The 16020-nt window shown below is 62.6% G+C and carries 16 protein-coding genes; 14 read left to right on the top strand and 2 right to left on the bottom strand.

Annotated elements, in window-relative coordinates; all coding sequences use genetic code 11:
- Positions 1 to 83: 83 nt before the first annotated feature.
- From H147_RS0100790 to H147_RS0100775, 4 genes are all read left to right on the top strand, one after another.
- On the top strand, positions 84 to 2168 hold the full coding sequence (locus H147_RS0100790; RefSeq protein ID WP_019953422.1) for a dynamin family protein: 2085 nt from the start codon (positions 84 to 86) through the stop codon (positions 2166 to 2168).
- Positions 2168 to 3019, top strand: coding sequence for a dynamin family protein (locus H147_RS0100785; protein ID WP_019953421.1), 852 nt, complete (start codon positions 2168 to 2170; stop codon positions 3017 to 3019). Before H147_RS0100790 ends, H147_RS0100785 begins: the two co-directional genes overlap by 1 nt.
- Before the next feature lie 157 nt (positions 3020 to 3176).
- Complete coding sequence (locus H147_RS0100780) at positions 3177 to 3458, top strand: hypothetical protein (RefSeq protein WP_245541085.1); 282 nt, start codon at positions 3177 to 3179, stop codon at positions 3456 to 3458.
- 26 nt (positions 3459 to 3484) lie between these two features.
- Complete coding sequence (locus H147_RS0100775; protein WP_245541084.1) at positions 3485 to 4264, top strand: hypothetical protein; 780 nt, start codon at positions 3485 to 3487, stop codon at positions 4262 to 4264.
- A 2-nt stretch (positions 4265 to 4266) separates the two neighbouring features.
- Here the strand turns inward: H147_RS0100775 and H147_RS0100770 are convergent, their stop codons facing one another.
- Both H147_RS0100770 and H147_RS0100765 read right to left on the bottom strand, forming a co-directional pair.
- A complete protein-coding gene (locus tag H147_RS0100770; RefSeq protein ID WP_019953418.1) occupies positions 4267 to 5163 on the bottom strand; it encodes an NAD(P)-dependent oxidoreductase in 897 nt (298 codons plus the stop codon).
- A 10-nt stretch (positions 5164 to 5173) separates the two neighbouring features.
- Positions 5174 to 6712, bottom strand: a complete 1539-nt coding sequence (locus tag H147_RS0100765; protein ID WP_026352136.1) for a trimethylamine methyltransferase family protein — start codon at positions 6710 to 6712, stop codon at positions 5174 to 5176.
- 113 nt (positions 6713 to 6825) lie between these two features.
- Between H147_RS0100765 and H147_RS0100760 the strand changes: the two genes are divergently transcribed.
- The 10 genes from H147_RS0100760 to H147_RS0100715 all read left to right on the top strand — a co-directional run bounded on the left by H147_RS0100760 (position 6826) and on the right by H147_RS0100715 (position 15988).
- Positions 6826 to 7728: a LysR family transcriptional regulator gene (locus H147_RS0100760; RefSeq protein ID WP_019953416.1), complete on the top strand. Its 903-nt coding sequence runs from the start codon at positions 6826 to 6828 to the stop codon at positions 7726 to 7728.
- 61 nt (positions 7729 to 7789) lie between these two features.
- Positions 7790 to 8995 carry a GTP-binding protein gene (locus H147_RS0100755; protein ID WP_019953415.1) on the top strand — a complete coding sequence of 402 codons (1206 nt, stop codon included), beginning with the start codon at positions 7790 to 7792 and terminating at the stop codon, positions 8993 to 8995.
- A complete protein-coding gene (locus H147_RS0100750; protein ID WP_019953414.1) occupies positions 8992 to 9258 on the top strand; it encodes a DUF6525 family protein in 267 nt (88 codons plus the stop codon). The genes H147_RS0100755 and H147_RS0100750 overlap by 4 nt, the downstream gene beginning before the upstream one ends.
- A gap of 76 nt (positions 9259 to 9334) precedes the next feature.
- Complete coding sequence (locus H147_RS0100745; protein WP_019953413.1) at positions 9335 to 10558, top strand: putative DNA modification/repair radical SAM protein; 1224 nt, start codon at positions 9335 to 9337, stop codon at positions 10556 to 10558.
- Complete coding sequence (locus H147_RS0100740) at positions 10555 to 11982, top strand: UdgX family uracil-DNA binding protein (RefSeq protein ID WP_019953412.1); 1428 nt, start codon at positions 10555 to 10557, stop codon at positions 11980 to 11982. Before H147_RS0100745 ends, H147_RS0100740 begins: the two co-directional genes overlap by 4 nt.
- A 47-nt stretch (positions 11983 to 12029) precedes the next feature.
- The gene (locus tag H147_RS0100735; RefSeq protein ID WP_019953411.1) at positions 12030 to 13355 is read left to right on the top strand and encodes an ABC1 kinase family protein; all 1326 of its coding nucleotides are present in this window, start codon (positions 12030 to 12032) and stop codon (positions 13353 to 13355) included.
- Positions 13345 to 14283, top strand: coding sequence for an NAD(P)/FAD-dependent oxidoreductase (locus H147_RS0100730; protein WP_019953410.1), 939 nt, complete (start codon positions 13345 to 13347; stop codon positions 14281 to 14283). The genes H147_RS0100735 and H147_RS0100730 overlap by 11 nt, the downstream gene beginning before the upstream one ends.
- Entirely contained in the window at positions 14273 to 15088 is an 816-nt protein-coding gene (locus tag H147_RS0100725) for a methyltransferase family protein (RefSeq protein WP_019953409.1), read from the top strand. Before H147_RS0100730 ends, H147_RS0100725 begins: the two co-directional genes overlap by 11 nt.
- Entirely contained in the window at positions 15078 to 15782 is a 705-nt protein-coding gene (ubiG, locus tag H147_RS0100720) for a bifunctional 2-polyprenyl-6-hydroxyphenol methylase/3-demethylubiquinol 3-O-methyltransferase UbiG (RefSeq protein WP_019953408.1), read from the top strand. Before H147_RS0100725 ends, ubiG begins: the two co-directional genes overlap by 11 nt.
- Positions 15779 to 15988, top strand: coding sequence for a DUF2805 domain-containing protein (locus H147_RS0100715; protein WP_019953407.1), 210 nt, complete (start codon positions 15779 to 15781; stop codon positions 15986 to 15988). Before ubiG ends, H147_RS0100715 begins: the two co-directional genes overlap by 4 nt.
- Positions 15989 to 16020 lie beyond the last annotated feature (32 nt).

Genomic DNA, 16020 nt, shown 5'->3' with positions numbered 1-16020 from the left:
AAATGTCGTGTAGTCTCATGATTTGGCGTTGGGACGAACTGCTGTTACTAGTGCTGCGACCGCGTTATTGAGGACGGAACCGAATGAAGATGGAAGAGCTGGCAAAAGTGGACGGCTACAAGGTCCCGGCAGCACATCACCCGTTCATGAGCCTGGGTCTTGAAAAGCTTGACCTGTTTCATGAAGAGATCGCCGACCTTGAGGCGACGTTGAAAGACGTCGTCAAGCTGGGCGGTCAGGATGCCGAAAAGAAATCTGCCAAGCTAATCAAGCAGTTACGATCCTTTGAACCCAGCATCACGATGATTGGCCAGATCAAGTCCGGCAAGACGTCGCTGGTCAATGCGATGGTCGGTCGTCCCGATCTGCTGCCCGCCGATGTCAACCCGTGGACCTCTGTCGTCACGTCGTTGCACTTGAACGCGCCTTTGCCGGACGATGCGCCGACCGCGACCTTCCAGTTTTTCAACAAGGACGAATGGGACCATCTTGTCGAGAACGGCGGCCGAATCGGTGAATTGTCCGCCCGCGCCGGTGCAGACGAGGAAATGGAGAAAATCCGCCTTCAAATCGCCGAAATGCGCGACAAGACCAAACGCCGTCTTGGCCGTAAATTCGAGCTTTTGCTGGGTCAGAAGCATAATTACGCCGATTTGAACGATGAACTGGTGCAGCGCTATGTCTGCATGGGCGACGATTTCGACGATCTTGACGAACCCGACCAGCAGGGCCGTTTTGCAGATATCACCAAATCCGCCGACCTTTATCTGGACGCCAAGGCGATCCCGATGCCCTTGTGCCTGCGCGACACACCGGGCGTGAACGACACATTCATGATGCGCGAACAGATCACGATCAACGCGCTCCGCGACAGCCGCATCTGCGTTGTCGTCCTGTCGGCGCATCAGGCGCTCAGCTCCATGGATATGGGCCTTATTCGACTGATTTCAAACGTAAAATCGCGTGAAGTCGTGATTTTCGTGAACCGGATCGACGAATTGGCGAACCCTGCCGAGCAAGTCCCTGAAATCCGCGACAGCATCTTGCAGACGCTGATCGACAACAACGGCCCAGAAAACCCCGAACTGATCTTCGGCAGTGCTTATTGGGCCAATATCGCGCTTGCGGAAAATCTGGACGATATCGTGGCCGACAGCGCCGAGGCGATGTTCAACTGGGCCGAAGCATCGCTAAGCGCTGAAACCGCCGACATGGGCACGAAAGAACTGGTGTGGCATTTGTCGGGCGTGCCCGAACTGTTCCGCGCGGTTTCCGAACGCATCACCGAAGGGCCCGGCGCTGAAATTCTGACCGCTTCACGCAAACGTGCGCTGAACCTCGTCGCAGGTGTCAGGGCGTCGTCGTCCATCGTCTCGATGCGTCTGGACGGCGACACCGTCGAGGTGATGCCGCATGACCAACTGGTCCGGCATTTGGACAAGATCGCGGAAACCAACCTCAAGTTGCTGGATGATCGTCTTGATATCGTGTTCCAGCAATTCGGGTCCCGGATTGATCAATCGCACAAGCGGTTCCTTGATCGCGCACTTGAATCGCTGCTTCAGCATCTTGAAAGCCGGGGTGAAGACGAAGTCTGGCAATACAGCCCCGACGGCCTGCGGATGTTGCTGCGAACCAGCTATCAGGTCATGCGACGCAACGTGTCTGCCGCCTGCGATCAGGTGTTCGCGGCGACGTCGGATGATCTGGCGGAAACCTACCGCGCTGCGTTCGGCGTTGCTGTGGACAATTTCAAGATCACACCACCCGCAGCCCCCGAAATCCCCGCTCCGGTCACGCTGGGCCAAACGATCGCGCTGGATTTGCAAACGTCATGGTGGAAAGGCTGGTGGAAACGCCGCAAAGGGTATCGCGCCTTTGCCAGTGGTTTCTATGATCTGATCGAAGCGGAAACAGCCCCGATCGTGGAAGAGTTGAAGGACAGGCAAGCGACCGACATCCGCGCGATGGCCGAACGTGAATTGCGCGATTTTCTTGACGAACAGCGCGCATTGCTGACCGATATCAGCGAAAAATCCACGGTGCATATCAACGATCTGAAGGATATTTTCGGGATCACCGCACAGCAGGAACGCGAAGAACTGTTCGACTACATCATCGAAGAGCTGACCGCGCAGACCCGTTCCGCGCCGCAAGGAACCGAATAATGACCGACGAAACCGCCGCATTGCAAGCATCGCGCAAACCCCGGATTGCGCTGATGGGTGAATTCAGCGCAGGCAAAAGCACGTTGTCCAATCTGCTGCTAGGTGCGCGTCCCCTGCCGGAAAAGGTAACGGCGACGCGGCTTGCCCCTGTGTGGATGTCATACGGGGACACCGCGCCCTACCGCGTGACTGTCGAGGGCGCGACAGAGCCTGTGGCGCTCGAACGGCTGGAATCCATCCCGGTGCAGGAAACCCGCGTCATCCGGCTTTTCATGGAATGCGACATCCTCGAATTATGCGACCTGATCGACTTTCCGGGCATTTCGGACCCAAACATGTCGTCCAACGTCTGGGAACGCATGCTGCCAGAGGTAGACGCCGTCATCTGGTGTACCCATGCGACCCAAGCCTGGCGTCAATCAGAAGCGGCGGTCTGGGACATGATGCCCGACGCGGTGCGCGACTTTTCCGTCCTGTTGATCACCCGCTATGACAAGCTGACAACCGACAAGGATCGCCGCCGGGTGTTCCAACGTGTACGCCGCGAAACAGACGGGCAGTTTGCCGCGACCTTTCCGATTTCCTTGCTGCAGGCGCTGCAAGCGGGCGACGATTACGAAAAATGGGATGCCAGCGGGGCGGGCCCGTTCGTGACCCATCTGATCGACATGATCGAGAAACTGACCAAAGTCGCCGCCCGGACCGACCAGCCGCTCTACAACATCGCAAACGGGACCAAGATCCCCGAACCGGTGCGCGCGACGATCATGCCACGGCGGGTGCAGCGGGTGCGACAGGATGCCGAGCCTGACGATGACACCAGCGACGGCGCTGTGCGAGCCTCGTCCTGACATCCGCGCGACAGCCCTTCCCCCTGCCTTAAAATTGCCTTAGTCAGATATATGACTGGAACAATGGGCAGGACCGATGGTCGCCGACGCGCTGGACAACTTGCACGACAAACACCCGGGTTGTGAGACACTGGCCTTTGCGGATTTGTCGACAAACATGGTTCTGATCACCAATTCCAACACGACGTTTCGCCGCGAAGGTCTGGATTCGCTCTGCGCAGAAGCAGCACTTGCCTTCGGAACCGGCGGCAAATTCGCAATCGGCGATACAGAGGCGATGACAGCCATTGTCGCAACGCGGGACCACCTGCGCATCTACCTGCGCGATGCGCGGGAACCGACAGATGCGTTGTGCTGCGTGTGCAGCCACGATGTCATTGTGGACAGTTTTCTCAAAGACGCCCGTGCCTGTCTAGAAAAGATCAGCCATGGTGCATGACCACCGACAAAAAGGGATCCGCAACCGTGAGTGACCAGAGCGCGCTTGTCACGAAACTTCAGGCATTGGCAGACGACGATGCCACCTTTGTCGGTAGCGCCCGGGTCATTTCGATGGCCGGTGTGCCCGCTCCGATGACCGCAGTTCTTGCCGAAATCGACAATGCGGTGCTCGAACGGACCTTTGTTTTCGATATCGACGGTGTGATGCTGCGCATGTCCGTGGCAGGCCGCCGCTTGCGCGGGTTGGTCGACATTGCCGGGGTGCCGCCAACGGCAAAGGCATTGACAGGCAAGGTCCTGTCGCAGGATGACCCCAGTACGACAAAGGCGCTTGGCACCTTGTTGTTGGACCTGTGCAAGGACGCAAAACAGATCACCATTCAGGCGCAACCTGCCGAGCCGCTTGGCAACCCCTCAGAAGCGGGTATCCCTGTGGCCGGCCTGGCAAGCTTGTGGCAAGTCGCGGAAACCGCCGCGCCACAATCAAGAATGATCCGGTTTCTCAGCGTCAACGCGGCGGCGATCACAGCTTACATCGTCGCCGTAGACGGTGAAATCAGCAACACGCAGGGTGAAACGGCCCAGCTGGATATGATCTGGCGTGACCAGTTCGGGCCGTTCCGCAAGCGGCAAAAGTCGATTTTTCCACGGCAGGAAAGCCCGCTTCTGGTATGTCTCGATCATGCGCTGGGTGACGGGCGCGCAGCCGCTATCGCCGTTGTTGGCGACGAGGCCAGCGTTTTCGCCTATGACCCTCCCGCGATCAGCGCGATCCTTGCGTCCTGGCGTATGATCACGAAATAGCGTCAGAGCCGCGCAGGAAAGCCATCCGCGCGCAGATCGGTCTTAAGCAGATCCTCGAGCAGTTTCACGATCATCGGGGATTGCGCGTGCCCGCCATAGGCCGCCCGCGCCGCGACATAGGTCTGTTCCGTCGCCCCCGCCAGATCCAGCGGGACCTCGAATTCGCGCCCGAAATCCAGTGCAAAGCCCAGATCCTTCAGCGCCAGGTCGATGTTGAACGCGATGTCATAGGACCCGTTCAGCACCAGCGCCCCTTCGGTTTCATGCACGAAGGAATTGCCCGACGACGCCTTGATCGCGTGCCATGCCTGCCCAAGGTCAAGACCCCCGCGTTTCGCCAGCATCAGCGCCTCGCCGCAGGCTTTCAGGTGGATGAAGGCCAGCATGTTGGTGATGACCTTGATGATCGACGCGGACCCCAGCGGCCCCATGTGGAACACTTGGTTGCCGATAGCCTTCAGGGCTGGCAGGTGCAGGTCGAACATGTCCTTGTCGCCGCCCGCCAGCATCGTGATCTGCCCTTGTGCCGCCAGATGCACGCCGCCGGTGACAGGCAGTTCCATCATCCGCACACCAGCCGCCGCTGCCTGATCCGCAAAGGCCAGCACGTCGTCGCGGCCAAGCGTGGACATCTCGATCCAATGCGCGCCGGGTTTCATCACGGGCAGGATGCGCGCCAGCACCTGTGCCGTGACGGCGGGCGACGGCAGGCAGGTGATGACATGATCGACCGATGCCGCGACTGCCTCTGGCGTGTCGGCCCAGCGCGCACCGGCGGCGCAGACAGCATCCCCCGCCGCGCGGTTCAGGTCGGTGACAGTAAGCTCCATCCCTGCGCGCAACAAACTCGCGGCACAATGCCCCCCCAGATTACCCAGCCCGATATAGCCGTAATGCATCGCTGGCTCCTTAGTTGAAGTAGATGCGGTAGTCCGCACGAATCGCGGCATCGACGTCAGGGTCGATCTGACGACCGGCCTTGGCCAGAATGCTATTCTTGCGTGCGATGGCCTTGTCCAGCAACATGGGCCGGTCCGCCTCGACCCATTCCTTGGGGCTCATGCGGTTGCCGAGAGTTGGATAGATATACTCCGTCTGCATCAGTTGCAGCGTCTGGTCGGTGCCAAGGTAATGGCCCGGCCCACCCAGACAGACCGCCTTCATCGCCTCGATCGAGGTGCTGTCCTCGGTCACGTCGATCCCGCGCACGCAGCGCATGACTTGGCCCAGAATGTCATCGCCCAGCACCAAGGATTCGAGACAGAACCCCAGCAAGGAGGCGTGCATCCCGACGGCCTCATAGACCATGTTCAGCCCCGACAGGCCCGCCAGCACGTTGGTAATCCCCTGCTCCCATCCGGCTTGCATATCGGGCAGCTTGCTGTCGGAAATTCCTGCCGCCGCCCCACCCGGCAGGCCATAAAAATGATGCATCTGCGCGCAGCCCGCCGTCAGCAGCGCCTGTTCGGCCGATCCGCCCGACATGGCACCCGTGCGCAGGTCCGACACGAAGGGCCATGTGCCGAAAATCGCCGGATGCCCCGGTGCCATCGCATTGACATAGACGACGCCCGCCAGACATTCCGCCACCGCTTGAACGATGGCGAGCGCGATGGGTGCCGGTGCCGTCGCCCCCGCCTGCCCTGCCGACAACAGCAGCACCGGCATGCCCCCACGGATGCAGCTTTCCATCGCCATGCAGCTTTCCTCGGCGAATTTCATGGGCGGGACGACAAAACAGTTGGAATTGGAAATGAAAGGCCGCGCGCGCCAAGCCGCCTCGCCGCCCGCGATCCGGTGGATCATGTCGAAACCGGGGGCCACATGCGACGGGTCGCTGAAGGATGTGCCGACGTGTTTGGTGGTGCCCGAACAGCAGGCAAAGATCGTGTTCAGGTCCATTTCGAGATTGTCGAGAACATCACGGCAGACCATCGCGCGCTGGAAGAAATGCACGTTATCAAGGTTGTGCGTGATCCGTGCCGCATCGAACAGGTCCTGCGCCGTGCTGTCGCGATAGGTGTTTGTCGCAAGGTCCACGATATGCACCGCCGCCCCCGCCGTGCCGAAATGCACGTTGGTGCCGGACAGGTGCAGGTCGTATTTCGGGTCGCGCCCGAACAGGGTGATGTCGCGCGCGGCCTTGGCCAGCATATCCTCGACCAAGGCACGCGGAAACCGCAGTCGCCCGTCATCGCCAAGGATCGCCCCGGTGCGGGTCATGATCTCGATCCCCGATTGCGGGGCCTGGGACAGGCCGATCTGTTCCAGCGCATCTAGGGCTGCGTAATGAATGCGCAGCACCTCGGCATCGGTCAGCACCTTCAGGCGGCCACCGGGCAGGCCCGCGCGCACGGGGCGCTTGTCCTCGGCCAAGGGTGCAGACCGCAAGGCGACCCGCGCGGCGCGGCCACCGCTGCGGGATTTCAGTTGGATCGTGTCGGACATGGGCGTCTCCACAGGGGGGATTTGCCGTGATCCTGCGCCCAAACCGGACATCTGGCAATCAGGCATTCCGGTTGTTATTGATCGGGATTGCCGATCAGGGCAGAGTGGTTTCCATGCAAATCGAATTGATCGAAACCTTCCTTGATCTGTGCGAAACGCGCAGCTTCAACCAGACAGCCGAACGGCTGGGGGTGACGCAATCCACGATCTCGGGCCGGATCAAGGCGCTGGAAAAGGCGATTGACCGCCCGCTGTTCATCCGCTCGCGCGCGGGCACGGCGCTGACCACCGAAGGGCTGCGGTTCGAACCCCATGCGCGCAGCCTGCGGCACAGCTGGATCACCGCGCTGAACGCCACACGCGACAGCGGGATCGCAGGCGTGACGATGCGCATCGGGTTGCAGCACGACCTTGTCGGCATGGCGATCAGCGCGCTGATCGGGCAATTCCGCGCCGCCCTGCCCGATACGGTGTTTTTCTTCGAGGCCGATTATTCCGCGCAGATGTGCGCCGATCTGGTGACAGGCGCGCAGGATGTAGCGGTGCTTTACACGCCGAAAATCCACCCCGATCTTTATTTCCAGACCTTGGGCGAGGTGCCTTATCTAATGGTCTCGACCCACGCGACCCGCCTGACCGAGGTGCGCGCCGATAGCTATATTCTTGCCAATTACGCCCCCGCTTTTGCGCAAAGCCATGCGGCCTTGCTGCCCGACTTGACCAATGTATCGCTGTCTATCGGGCAGAACGCGGCGATGGTCGATCTGGTCACATCGCTGGCGGGCAGTGCCTATGTGCTGGCCCCGTCTGCGCAGGCGCTGATCGCGGCAGGCCAGTGCCATCTGGTGACGGATGCGCCGGTCATCACGCAACCGGTCTTTGCCGGCGTCACCCTGCGCAACCGGCACCGTGCCGCCTATCGCCGGATGGTGCGGATACTCGACGGCCATTTCGGATCATCGCCGCCGATGACAGCTGGCCGGTCCTTGCGGATGACGCGCGGCGGCGTGCCCTAGCTCTTGCAGACCATGCGCGACTCCTTTAGTTATGTTATAACAGTACATAGAGGAGAAGAGCATGGCAGACACACGCTTGCCCGTCACGGTTTTGTCGGGGTTTCTGGGTGCGGGAAAGACCACCCTGCTTAACCATGTCCTGAACAACCGCGACGGCCGCCGCGTTGCGGTGATCGTCAACGACATGTCCGAGGTGAACATCGACGCCGACCTGATCCGCGAAGGCGCGGAACTGTCCCGGTCCGAGGAAAAGCTGGTCGAGATGACGAACGGCTGCATCTGCTGCACCCTGCGCGATGACCTGCTGCAAGAGGTGCGCCGCCTGTCCGCCGAGGGGCGGTTCGATTACCTGCTGATCGAATCCACCGGCATTGCCGAACCCTTGCCCGTCGCCGCGACCTTTGATTTCAGGGACGAGGATGGCGACAGCCTGTCCGATGTCGCCCGTCTCGATACGATGGTGACGGTGGTCGATGCGATCAACCTGCTCAATGATTTTGCTAGCCATGATTTTCTGGCCGATCGCGGCGAAAGTCTGGGGGACGACGATACCCGCACGCTGGTCAACCTGCTGACCGAACAGATGGAATTCGCCGATGTCGTGATCCTGAACAAGACAACCGACGCAGGTCCCGAAAAGGTCGATGCCGCGCGCAAGATCATCCGCGCGCTGAACCCCGACGCCCGCCTGATCGAGACGGACCAGTCCCGCGTCGATCCTGATGCGATCTTTGACACGGGCCTTTTCGATTTTGACCGCGCGCATGAACACCCGTTCTGGGCGAAGGAGCTTTACGGCTTTGCCCATCACACGCCCGAAACCGAAGAATACGGCATTTCCTCCTTTGTCTACCGCGCCCGCGCGCCGTTCGATCCGGCCAAGGTCCACGCAGTCCTGACCGGCGACCTGCCCGGCGTGATCCGCGCCAAGGGGCATTTCTGGCTGGCGACGCGCCCCAATTGGGTGGCGGAATACAGTCTTGCGGGGGCGGTTTCCTCCGTCACGCCTCTGGGGGGCTGGTGGGTGTCGGTGCCGCGCGACCGTTGGCCCACGCATCCCGACATGTTGGCCGAGGTTGCGGGTAAGTGGGCGGAACCTTGGGGCGACCGGCGGCAGGAACTGGTGTTCATCGGCGCGGGCATGGATGAGGCCGCGATCCGCGCGATGCTGGATGCGGCCCTGATCCCGGCGCAGAATTTCACGCCCGACGCATGGACAGGGCTGGCCGATCCGTTCCCGCACTGGGGCAAGCAGCAGGCGGCATGATGGGACGCAATCTGCAAACTACCCTGCGCGGGAAACCGCGCCCTGACCCGATGCGCGATTTCGATGCCCTGCCGCCCCCCTTGCGGCAATGGCTTGCCACCGCACGCCTGCCATGGAGCCCACGGTCCGCACGGCGTATCTGGGCCAGATATCAAGGGGATGCGGCGGCGGCACTGGCGTCCCTGGAACGGGCCGGACGGGCGACCCTTGCCCGCGACGTGCCGAAAATCTGGGGCAAGGCGCATCCGTCCGCACAAATCTGACTGCGGCGGATTGCCCGTCGTTGTCGTCTGCCATTGACGAACAAAGGCAGAACATTAATGTGGGGTCATGGTAAAAATGACCCTGCAAGACAAGCTCGCGATTCTGTCGGATGCCGCGAAATACGACGCCTCTTGCGCCTCTTCGGGGGGTGAGCGGCGGGATTCACGCAAGGGCGGACTGGGGTCGTCCGGCGGCGCTGGCATCTGCCATGCCTATACGCCGGACGGGCGATGCATATCCTTGCTCAAGATCCTGATGACGAATTTCTGCATTTTCGACTGCGCCTATTGCATCAACCGCGTGTCGTCGAACGTGGAACGCGCAAGGTTCTCGGTCGAGGAGGTCGTGACCCTGACGCTGGAATTCTACCGGCGCAATTACATCGAAGGGTTGTTTTTGTCGTCGGGCATCATCAAATCGCCCGACCAGACGATGGGCGACATGGCGCGGATCGCAAAAAGCCTGCGGGTCGATCACGGCTTTCGCGGCTATATCCATCTGAAAACCATTCCTGATGCCGCGCCGGAATTGATCAAGGAAGCGGGGCTTTACGCCGACCGATTGTCGATCAACGTGGAACTGCCGCAGGATGCATCCTTGCGCAAATTCGCGCCCGAAAAGCGCCCCGAGACGATCCGCGCGAGCATGGCGCAGGTCAGGTTGGAAGGCGAAGCTGCCAAGGACAAATCCCACACCGGCAAACGCCCGCCAAAGTTTGCGCCCGCAGGTCAAAGCACGCAGATGATTGTCGGCGCAGACGGCACCGATGACGTGGCGATCCTGAACAGCGCGACGCGGCTTTATTCCGGCTATAAACTGCGGCGGGTCTATTATTCCGCCTTTTCCCCGATCCCCGATGCATCGGCCATGTTGCCGCTGGTCCAGCCCCCTTTGGTGCGGGAACACCGGCTTTATCAGGCGGATTGGCTGCTGCGGTTCTACGGCTTTTCGGCAGAAGAGATCGCGACCGGCACCAAGGCGGGACATCTTGATCTGGAGCTTGATCCGAAACTGGCTTGGGCGCTGCAGCACCGCGACCAGTTTCCCGTCGATGTGAACCGCGCCACCCGTGACATGCTGCTGCGGGTCCCCGGTTTCGGCACGCGGATCGTGGACCGGATCATCGCCGCACGGCGCAGCGGGGCCTTGCGGTACGAGGATCTGGTGCGCATGGGCGCCTTGATGAAAAAGGCCAAGGCTTTCGTCGCCATGCCCGGCTGGACCCCGGCCGCGATGACCGACAGCGCGAATTTGCGCGCGCGTTTCGCGCCGCCGCCCCAGCAGTTGCAGCTGATTTGACCTACGCCGTCACGCTGCCCGATCTTGGCACGCTGGATGCTTGGCGTGATGCGGCACGGATCGCCATTTCGCACCGGATCGCGCCGGACCTGATCGACTGGACCGGCGGTGGCGGGTTGTTCGCAGCTCACCCCCTGCCGCGCGAGATGGGGCCGCATCAGGCAAAAGTGCCCGCTGCCTTCTTTGACATCGCGAAATCCGCGATCTGGCACAAATCGCCCGACCGCGCGGCGCTGCTGTATCAGGCATTGTGGCGGATCGACCGGCGCGATGGCGATCCTTTGTCCGCCGCCGATCCTTTGGGGCGGCAGCTGCAACTGCTGGCCAAGAACGTCCGCCGCGACATTCACAAGATGCATGCCTTCGTGCGGTTCCGCGAATTGCCCAGCGCCACCACCCGCCGCCGTTTCGCGGCATGGTTCGAACCCGAGCATCATACGCTGGAACCCGGTGTGCCGTTCTTTGCCAAACGCTTCGCCGATATGGACTGGATGATCGCGACCCCCGAACTGACCGCGCATTTTGAAGGCGGCAAGCTGCGGTTTGGCCCTGCCGCCGCCCGCCCCGATCTGCCCGATGATGCGTCCGAATCCCTCTGGGCCACGTATTTCGCCAATATCTTCAATCCTGCGCGGATCAAGCTCGATGCGATGCGCTCCGAGATGCCCAAGAAATACTGGAAAAACCTGCCTGAAACGCAGCTGATCCCCGCCATGCTGAAAGACGCCGAAGCCCGCGTGCAGCGGATGCGTGAGGCTGGCAGCACCCCCGCCCGGCCCGGTGCGGCGGCGGTGTCCACCCGCTACCGAGCGGCCATGCCGCAAGCGGTGGATTTGCCCGACAGCTTGGATCAGGCGCAGCAGGCCGCCTTGCACTGCCGCCGCTGCAACCTCTGCGAAAAGGCGACGCAGACGGTCTGGGGCGCAGGCGCGCCGGATGCCGCGCTGATGATCGTGGGCGAACAGCCCGGCGACCGCGAGGATCTGGAAGGCAAGCCCTTTGTCGGCCCGGCGGGGCAGGTCTTGCGGCAAGCGATGGCCAAGGCACAGATTGACCCCGCCAACACGTGGCTGACCAATGCGGTCAAGCATTTCAAATTCACCCCGCGCGGCAAACGCCGCATCCACCAATCGCCCGACAGGTCGGAAATTGACCATTGCCGCTGGTGGCTGGGGCTGGAACTGGGGTTCGTACAGCCGAAACTGACCGTCGCCTTGGGGGCCAGCGCCGCCTACGCGCTGACAGGCAATGCCGCCCCGATGAAGGACCGGCAGGGCAAGATCGAACAGGGCCTGCACAACGGGCCGGTGCTGGTGACCTGGCATCCGTCCTATATCCTGCGCCTGACCGACGCTGCGGCACAGGCCAGAGCGCGCGCCGATCTGACCACCGCCCTTTACGAAGCGGCGCGCCGCGCCAGTTAGCAGGTGATGCAGACGACAGGTGCCCAGTGACCCGACCCGATGACAGAATGCGCGGCACGCCCGTGCCGACCGGCCGCGCGAACCGCCTTTTGCGCATGGGCGGGATCGCCGCAGGGATCGCGGGCGGTGTGGCGACGGGTGGCTTGCGGCGCTTGGCCAGCGGCCAGCGCCCCGGTATGGCGGACCTGCTGTTGACGCCAGCCAACGCGCTGCGGCTGACCGACGGTCTGGCACAAATGCGGGGGGCGGCGCTGAAGATGGGGCAGATGTTGTCCATGGATACAGGGATCGTGCTGTCGCCGGAACTGACCGCGATCCTTGCCCGCCTGCGCGACGATGCCCGCCACATGCCGCCCAAGCAGCTCCAAGGCGCATTGAACGCGCAATGGGGTGAAGGCTGGCGCAAGCGCTTTGCATCCTTCGACGTGCGCCCATTTGCCGCCGCCTCCATCGGGCAGGTGCATCGCGCCACGACGTATGATGGCCGCGATCTGGCGATCAAGGTGCAATACCCGGGCGTACGCGCCAGTATCGACAGCGATGTGGACAATATCGCGGGATTGATGCGCCTGCCGGGTCTCTTGCCGCGCGGCATGGATATTGCCCCGCTGCTGGCCGCTGCGAAAGCGCAGTTGCATGAAGAGGCCGATTACAGCGCCGAGGCCGCGCATCTGCGCCGCTTCGGTGATCTGCTCGCAGGGTCGGACGCGTTCATGGTCCCGCAGGTGCAGGACGATTTCAGCACCGACGCGGTGCTCGCGATGACCTATCTTGCGGCTGATCCGGTCGATGTGCTGGCGGATGCGCCGCAGGACGTGCGCGACCGCGCGGCGCGCGATCTGATTGATCTGGTGCTGCGCGAACTCTTCACCTTTGGCGCGATGCAGACCGACCCCAACCTTGCCAATTACCGCGTGGACCGCGCGACAGGCCGGATTGTCCTGCTGGATTTCGGGGCGGTGCGGATGATCAGCCCCGCGCAACAGGCCACGTTTCGCAACCTGATGAATGCGGGGCTTGAGGGGGATGCGCCCGCCGTCAGGCAGGCGATGCTGGCGATCGGCTATTTCAGCACGGCCACACCGCCGCAGCATCAAGACCTCATCCAAGCGATGTTCGACACCGCGATGGTCCCGCTGCGGCAGGATGTGCCGTTTGATTTCGGCACGACGGACCTGCTGGAACGGCTCCGCGATATGGGCATGGCCATCGGCAACGACCGCGACCTGATGCACGTCCCGCCTGCCGAGACGCTGTTTTTACATCGCAAGATCGGCGGCATGTATCTGCTGGCCACCAAACTGCGCGCGCGGGTCAATCTGCGTGCGCTTCTGGAAAACTACCGCACAGGACCCCTGACCGATGACGCATAAACCAGATACGGCCCCTGCAATCGTGATCGGCGCTGGCATCACCGGACTGACCGCCGCGCGCAGGCTGGCGGATGCCGGACGCGCCGTGCTGGTGCTGGACAAAGGCCGCGGCATCGGCGGGCGGGTTGCGACACGGCGGGCAATGGGCCTGCATTTCGACCATGGCGCGCAATATGTCAGCGCCAAGGGTGCGGGTTTTGCGGCCGTGCTGGGCACACTCGCCGCGAGCGGTCATGTCGGCGGATGGCAGACAGGGCTTGTTGGCACGCCCGGCATGTCGGCACTGGCCAAGGGGATCGGCGCGGGGTTGAGCATGCGGCAAGAGGCGCTGGTCACCGGGCTGTCGCGCGAGGGCGAAGGCTGGCGGGTACATCTGGAGGACGAGGTGCTGCCCGCATCGCATGTGATCTGCACCGTCCCCACCCCGCAAGTGGCGGGCATCATCGGCGCGGATCACCCCTTGGCCGCGCGGCTGACGGATGTCGCCTATGCGCCAAACCTGACGCTGATGGCTGCGATCGACGGGCCTGCGCCCTTCATCACCGCCCGCGATGAAATTGCCGATCTGGCGTGGATCGCGCAGGACAGCACAAAACCTGATCGCCCGCAGGGGCCGGTGGCTTGGGTGGCGCAAGCCAGCACCGCGTTCAGCGAAACCCATCTGGAACTGGACAAAGAGGCGATTGCAGACCTGATGCTGCCCTTGCTGCTGGACCGGCTGGGCGCGCAGATGGCGCAGGTCCGCTATGCCGCCGCGCATCGCTGGCGCTATGGGCAGGTGACGCAGGCGTTGGGCGAACCCTTCCTGCGCGACGAGACCGGCACGCTCTATCTGGGCGGCGACTGGTGCCTCGGGCCGAAGGTCGAGGATGCCTGGACAAGCGGCACAGCCATCGCTGACGATCTGCTGGCGCACCATGCTGGCTGATCCGCGCATCGCACGGCTGATCGGCTTGATCCGCGCGGCCTTGCACCCGCCTGCGGGGATGGGGCGGATGATGCTGGCGCTGTTGATGGGGGCTCTGTGCCATCTGCTGTTCGCCGCCGCCGTGCTGGCGATGATCGCGGCGATGTTCTTTGGGCTGAGCGAGAGTTTCGGCACCGTGCCCTGGCCTTGGGCCGCACTGGCCAATGCCGCGCTGATCGCGCAATTCCCGCTGGCGCATTCGTTCTTTCTGTCGGCGCGCGGCAGCAAATGGCTTGCCCGGCTGATCCCCGGACCGCATGGCGCGACGCTGGCCACGACCACCTATGCGATCATCGCCTCGGCGCAATTGTTGGCGCTATTCGCGCTTTGGACACCGTCGGGCATCATCTGGTGGCGCGCCGAAGGGGCCCTGTTCTGGGCCATCACCGCCGCCTATGCCGCAAGCTGGCTTTTACTGATGAAAGCCAGTTTTGATGCGGGCGCCGAGGTGCAGTCCGGCGCGCTGGGGTGGATGTCGCTTTTGGCGCGGATCAGGCCGGTGTTTCCCGACATGCCCACGCGCGGGCTTTTCGCGCTGATCCGCCAGCCGATCTATGTGGCTTTCGCGCTGACGCTGTGGACCGTGCCGGTCTGGACGCCGGATCAACTGGCGCTGGCTTTCAGCTATACCGCCTATTGCCTGCTGGCCCCGCGGATGAAGGAACGGCGCTTTGCCCACCGCTATGGCGCGGACTTTGCGCGTTACAAGGCGGATGTGCCCTATGCGCTGCCGCGATTGAAAAAGGACAAACCCCATGCGCAATGACCTGACCATCTATGACACCTATGCCGACAAATGGTGGTCGGATGATATCCGCTGGGTCAGGACGCTGAAAAACCTTGTGCCCGGACGGTTGAAGCATTTCGACAAACTGATCGACTGGCAAGGCAAGGATGTCCTTGATCTGGGCTGCGCGGGCGGGTTCATGGCCGAGGCGCTCGCCAATCGCGGCGCGCGGGTCACCGGCATCGACCCCGCCGCCGAGGCGATCGCCGCCGCGCGCCAGCATGCCACAGCCGAAGGCTTGAACATCGCCTATGATGTGGGCGTCGGCGAGGCGTTGCCCTATCACGCCGCCAGCTATGATGCGGTGGTTTGTGTGGATGTGCTGGAACATGTGACCGACCTGCAAAAAGTGATGTTCGAGGTCGCGCGCGTGCTGCGCCCCGGTGGGCTGTTCCTGTTCGACACGATCAACCGCAACCCGCTGGCACGGCTTGCCACGATCACCGTGGCCGAGGATATCCTGCGGCTGCTGCCGCGCGGCACACACGACCCTGCGCTGTTCATCAAACCTGCCGAATTGCGCAAGGCGATGACGGCGGCAGGGCTGGTGCCTGCGCGTTTCACCGGGCTTGGCCCGCGCGGCGTGAACCGGCGGCTGGACCTGACCTTTGGGCCTTTGCCGCTGACGGCGATCCTGTACATGGGCCATGCAATCAAACCGGAAACCGCATGACCCGCGATCTCGACCCCGCCACGATCAGCGAGATCATCGAAATGGCGCTGAGCGATCACACCAGTTTCGCCCAGATCCGCGATCTGCACGGGCTGTCGCCGGATCAGGTCAAGGCGCTGATGCGGCGCGAACTGGCCCCCGGCAGCTATCGAGCGTGGCGCAAGCGCGTGCGACAATTCGGTGACAGGCGGGCGATCTACAAATAAACCGCCCGGAGAAGGCGCAAAACCGCGTTGAT

The sequence above is a fragment of the Yoonia vestfoldensis DSM 16212 genome, assembly GCF_000382265.1.
Classification (GTDB): domain Bacteria; phylum Pseudomonadota; class Alphaproteobacteria; order Rhodobacterales; family Rhodobacteraceae; genus Yoonia; species Yoonia vestfoldensis.
This window is presented reverse-complemented; position numbering and strand designations above follow the sequence as displayed.

Bases quoted from the DNA above. Each gene is read 5' to 3' on its own strand.
- H147_RS0100735 (WP_019953411.1), top strand. From the start codon at position 12,030: ATGCGCGGCACGCCCGTGCCGACCGGCCGCGCGAACCGCCTTTTGCGC.
- ubiG (WP_019953408.1), top strand. From the start codon at position 15,078: ATGCGCAATGACCTGACCATCTATGACACCTATGCCGACAAATGGTGG.
- H147_RS0100770 (WP_019953418.1), bottom strand. From the start codon at position 5,163: ATGCATTACGGCTATATCGGGCTGGGTAATCTGGGGGGGCATTGTGCC.
- H147_RS0100780 (WP_245541085.1), top strand. From the start codon at position 3,177: ATGGTTCTGATCACCAATTCCAACACGACGTTTCGCCGCGAAGGTCTG.
- H147_RS0100765 (WP_026352136.1), bottom strand. From the start codon at position 6,712: ATGTCCGACACGATCCAACTGAAATCCCGCAGCGGTGGCCGCGCCGCG.
- H147_RS0100715 (WP_019953407.1), top strand. From the start codon at position 15,779: ATGACCCGCGATCTCGACCCCGCCACGATCAGCGAGATCATCGAAATG.
- H147_RS0100790 (WP_019953422.1), top strand. From the start codon at position 84: ATGAAGATGGAAGAGCTGGCAAAAGTGGACGGCTACAAGGTCCCGGCA.
- H147_RS0100750 (WP_019953414.1), top strand. From the start codon at position 8,992: ATGATGGGACGCAATCTGCAAACTACCCTGCGCGGGAAACCGCGCCCT.
- H147_RS0100730 (WP_019953410.1), top strand. From the start codon at position 13,345: ATGACGCATAAACCAGATACGGCCCCTGCAATCGTGATCGGCGCTGGC.
- H147_RS0100745 (WP_019953413.1), top strand. From the start codon at position 9,335: ATGACCCTGCAAGACAAGCTCGCGATTCTGTCGGATGCCGCGAAATAC.
- H147_RS0100760 (WP_019953416.1), top strand. From the start codon at position 6,826: ATGCAAATCGAATTGATCGAAACCTTCCTTGATCTGTGCGAAACGCGC.
- H147_RS0100785 (WP_019953421.1), top strand. From the start codon at position 2,168: ATGACCGACGAAACCGCCGCATTGCAAGCATCGCGCAAACCCCGGATT.
- H147_RS0100755 (WP_019953415.1), top strand. From the start codon at position 7,790: ATGGCAGACACACGCTTGCCCGTCACGGTTTTGTCGGGGTTTCTGGGT.
- H147_RS0100725 (WP_019953409.1), top strand. From the start codon at position 14,273: ATGCTGGCTGATCCGCGCATCGCACGGCTGATCGGCTTGATCCGCGCG.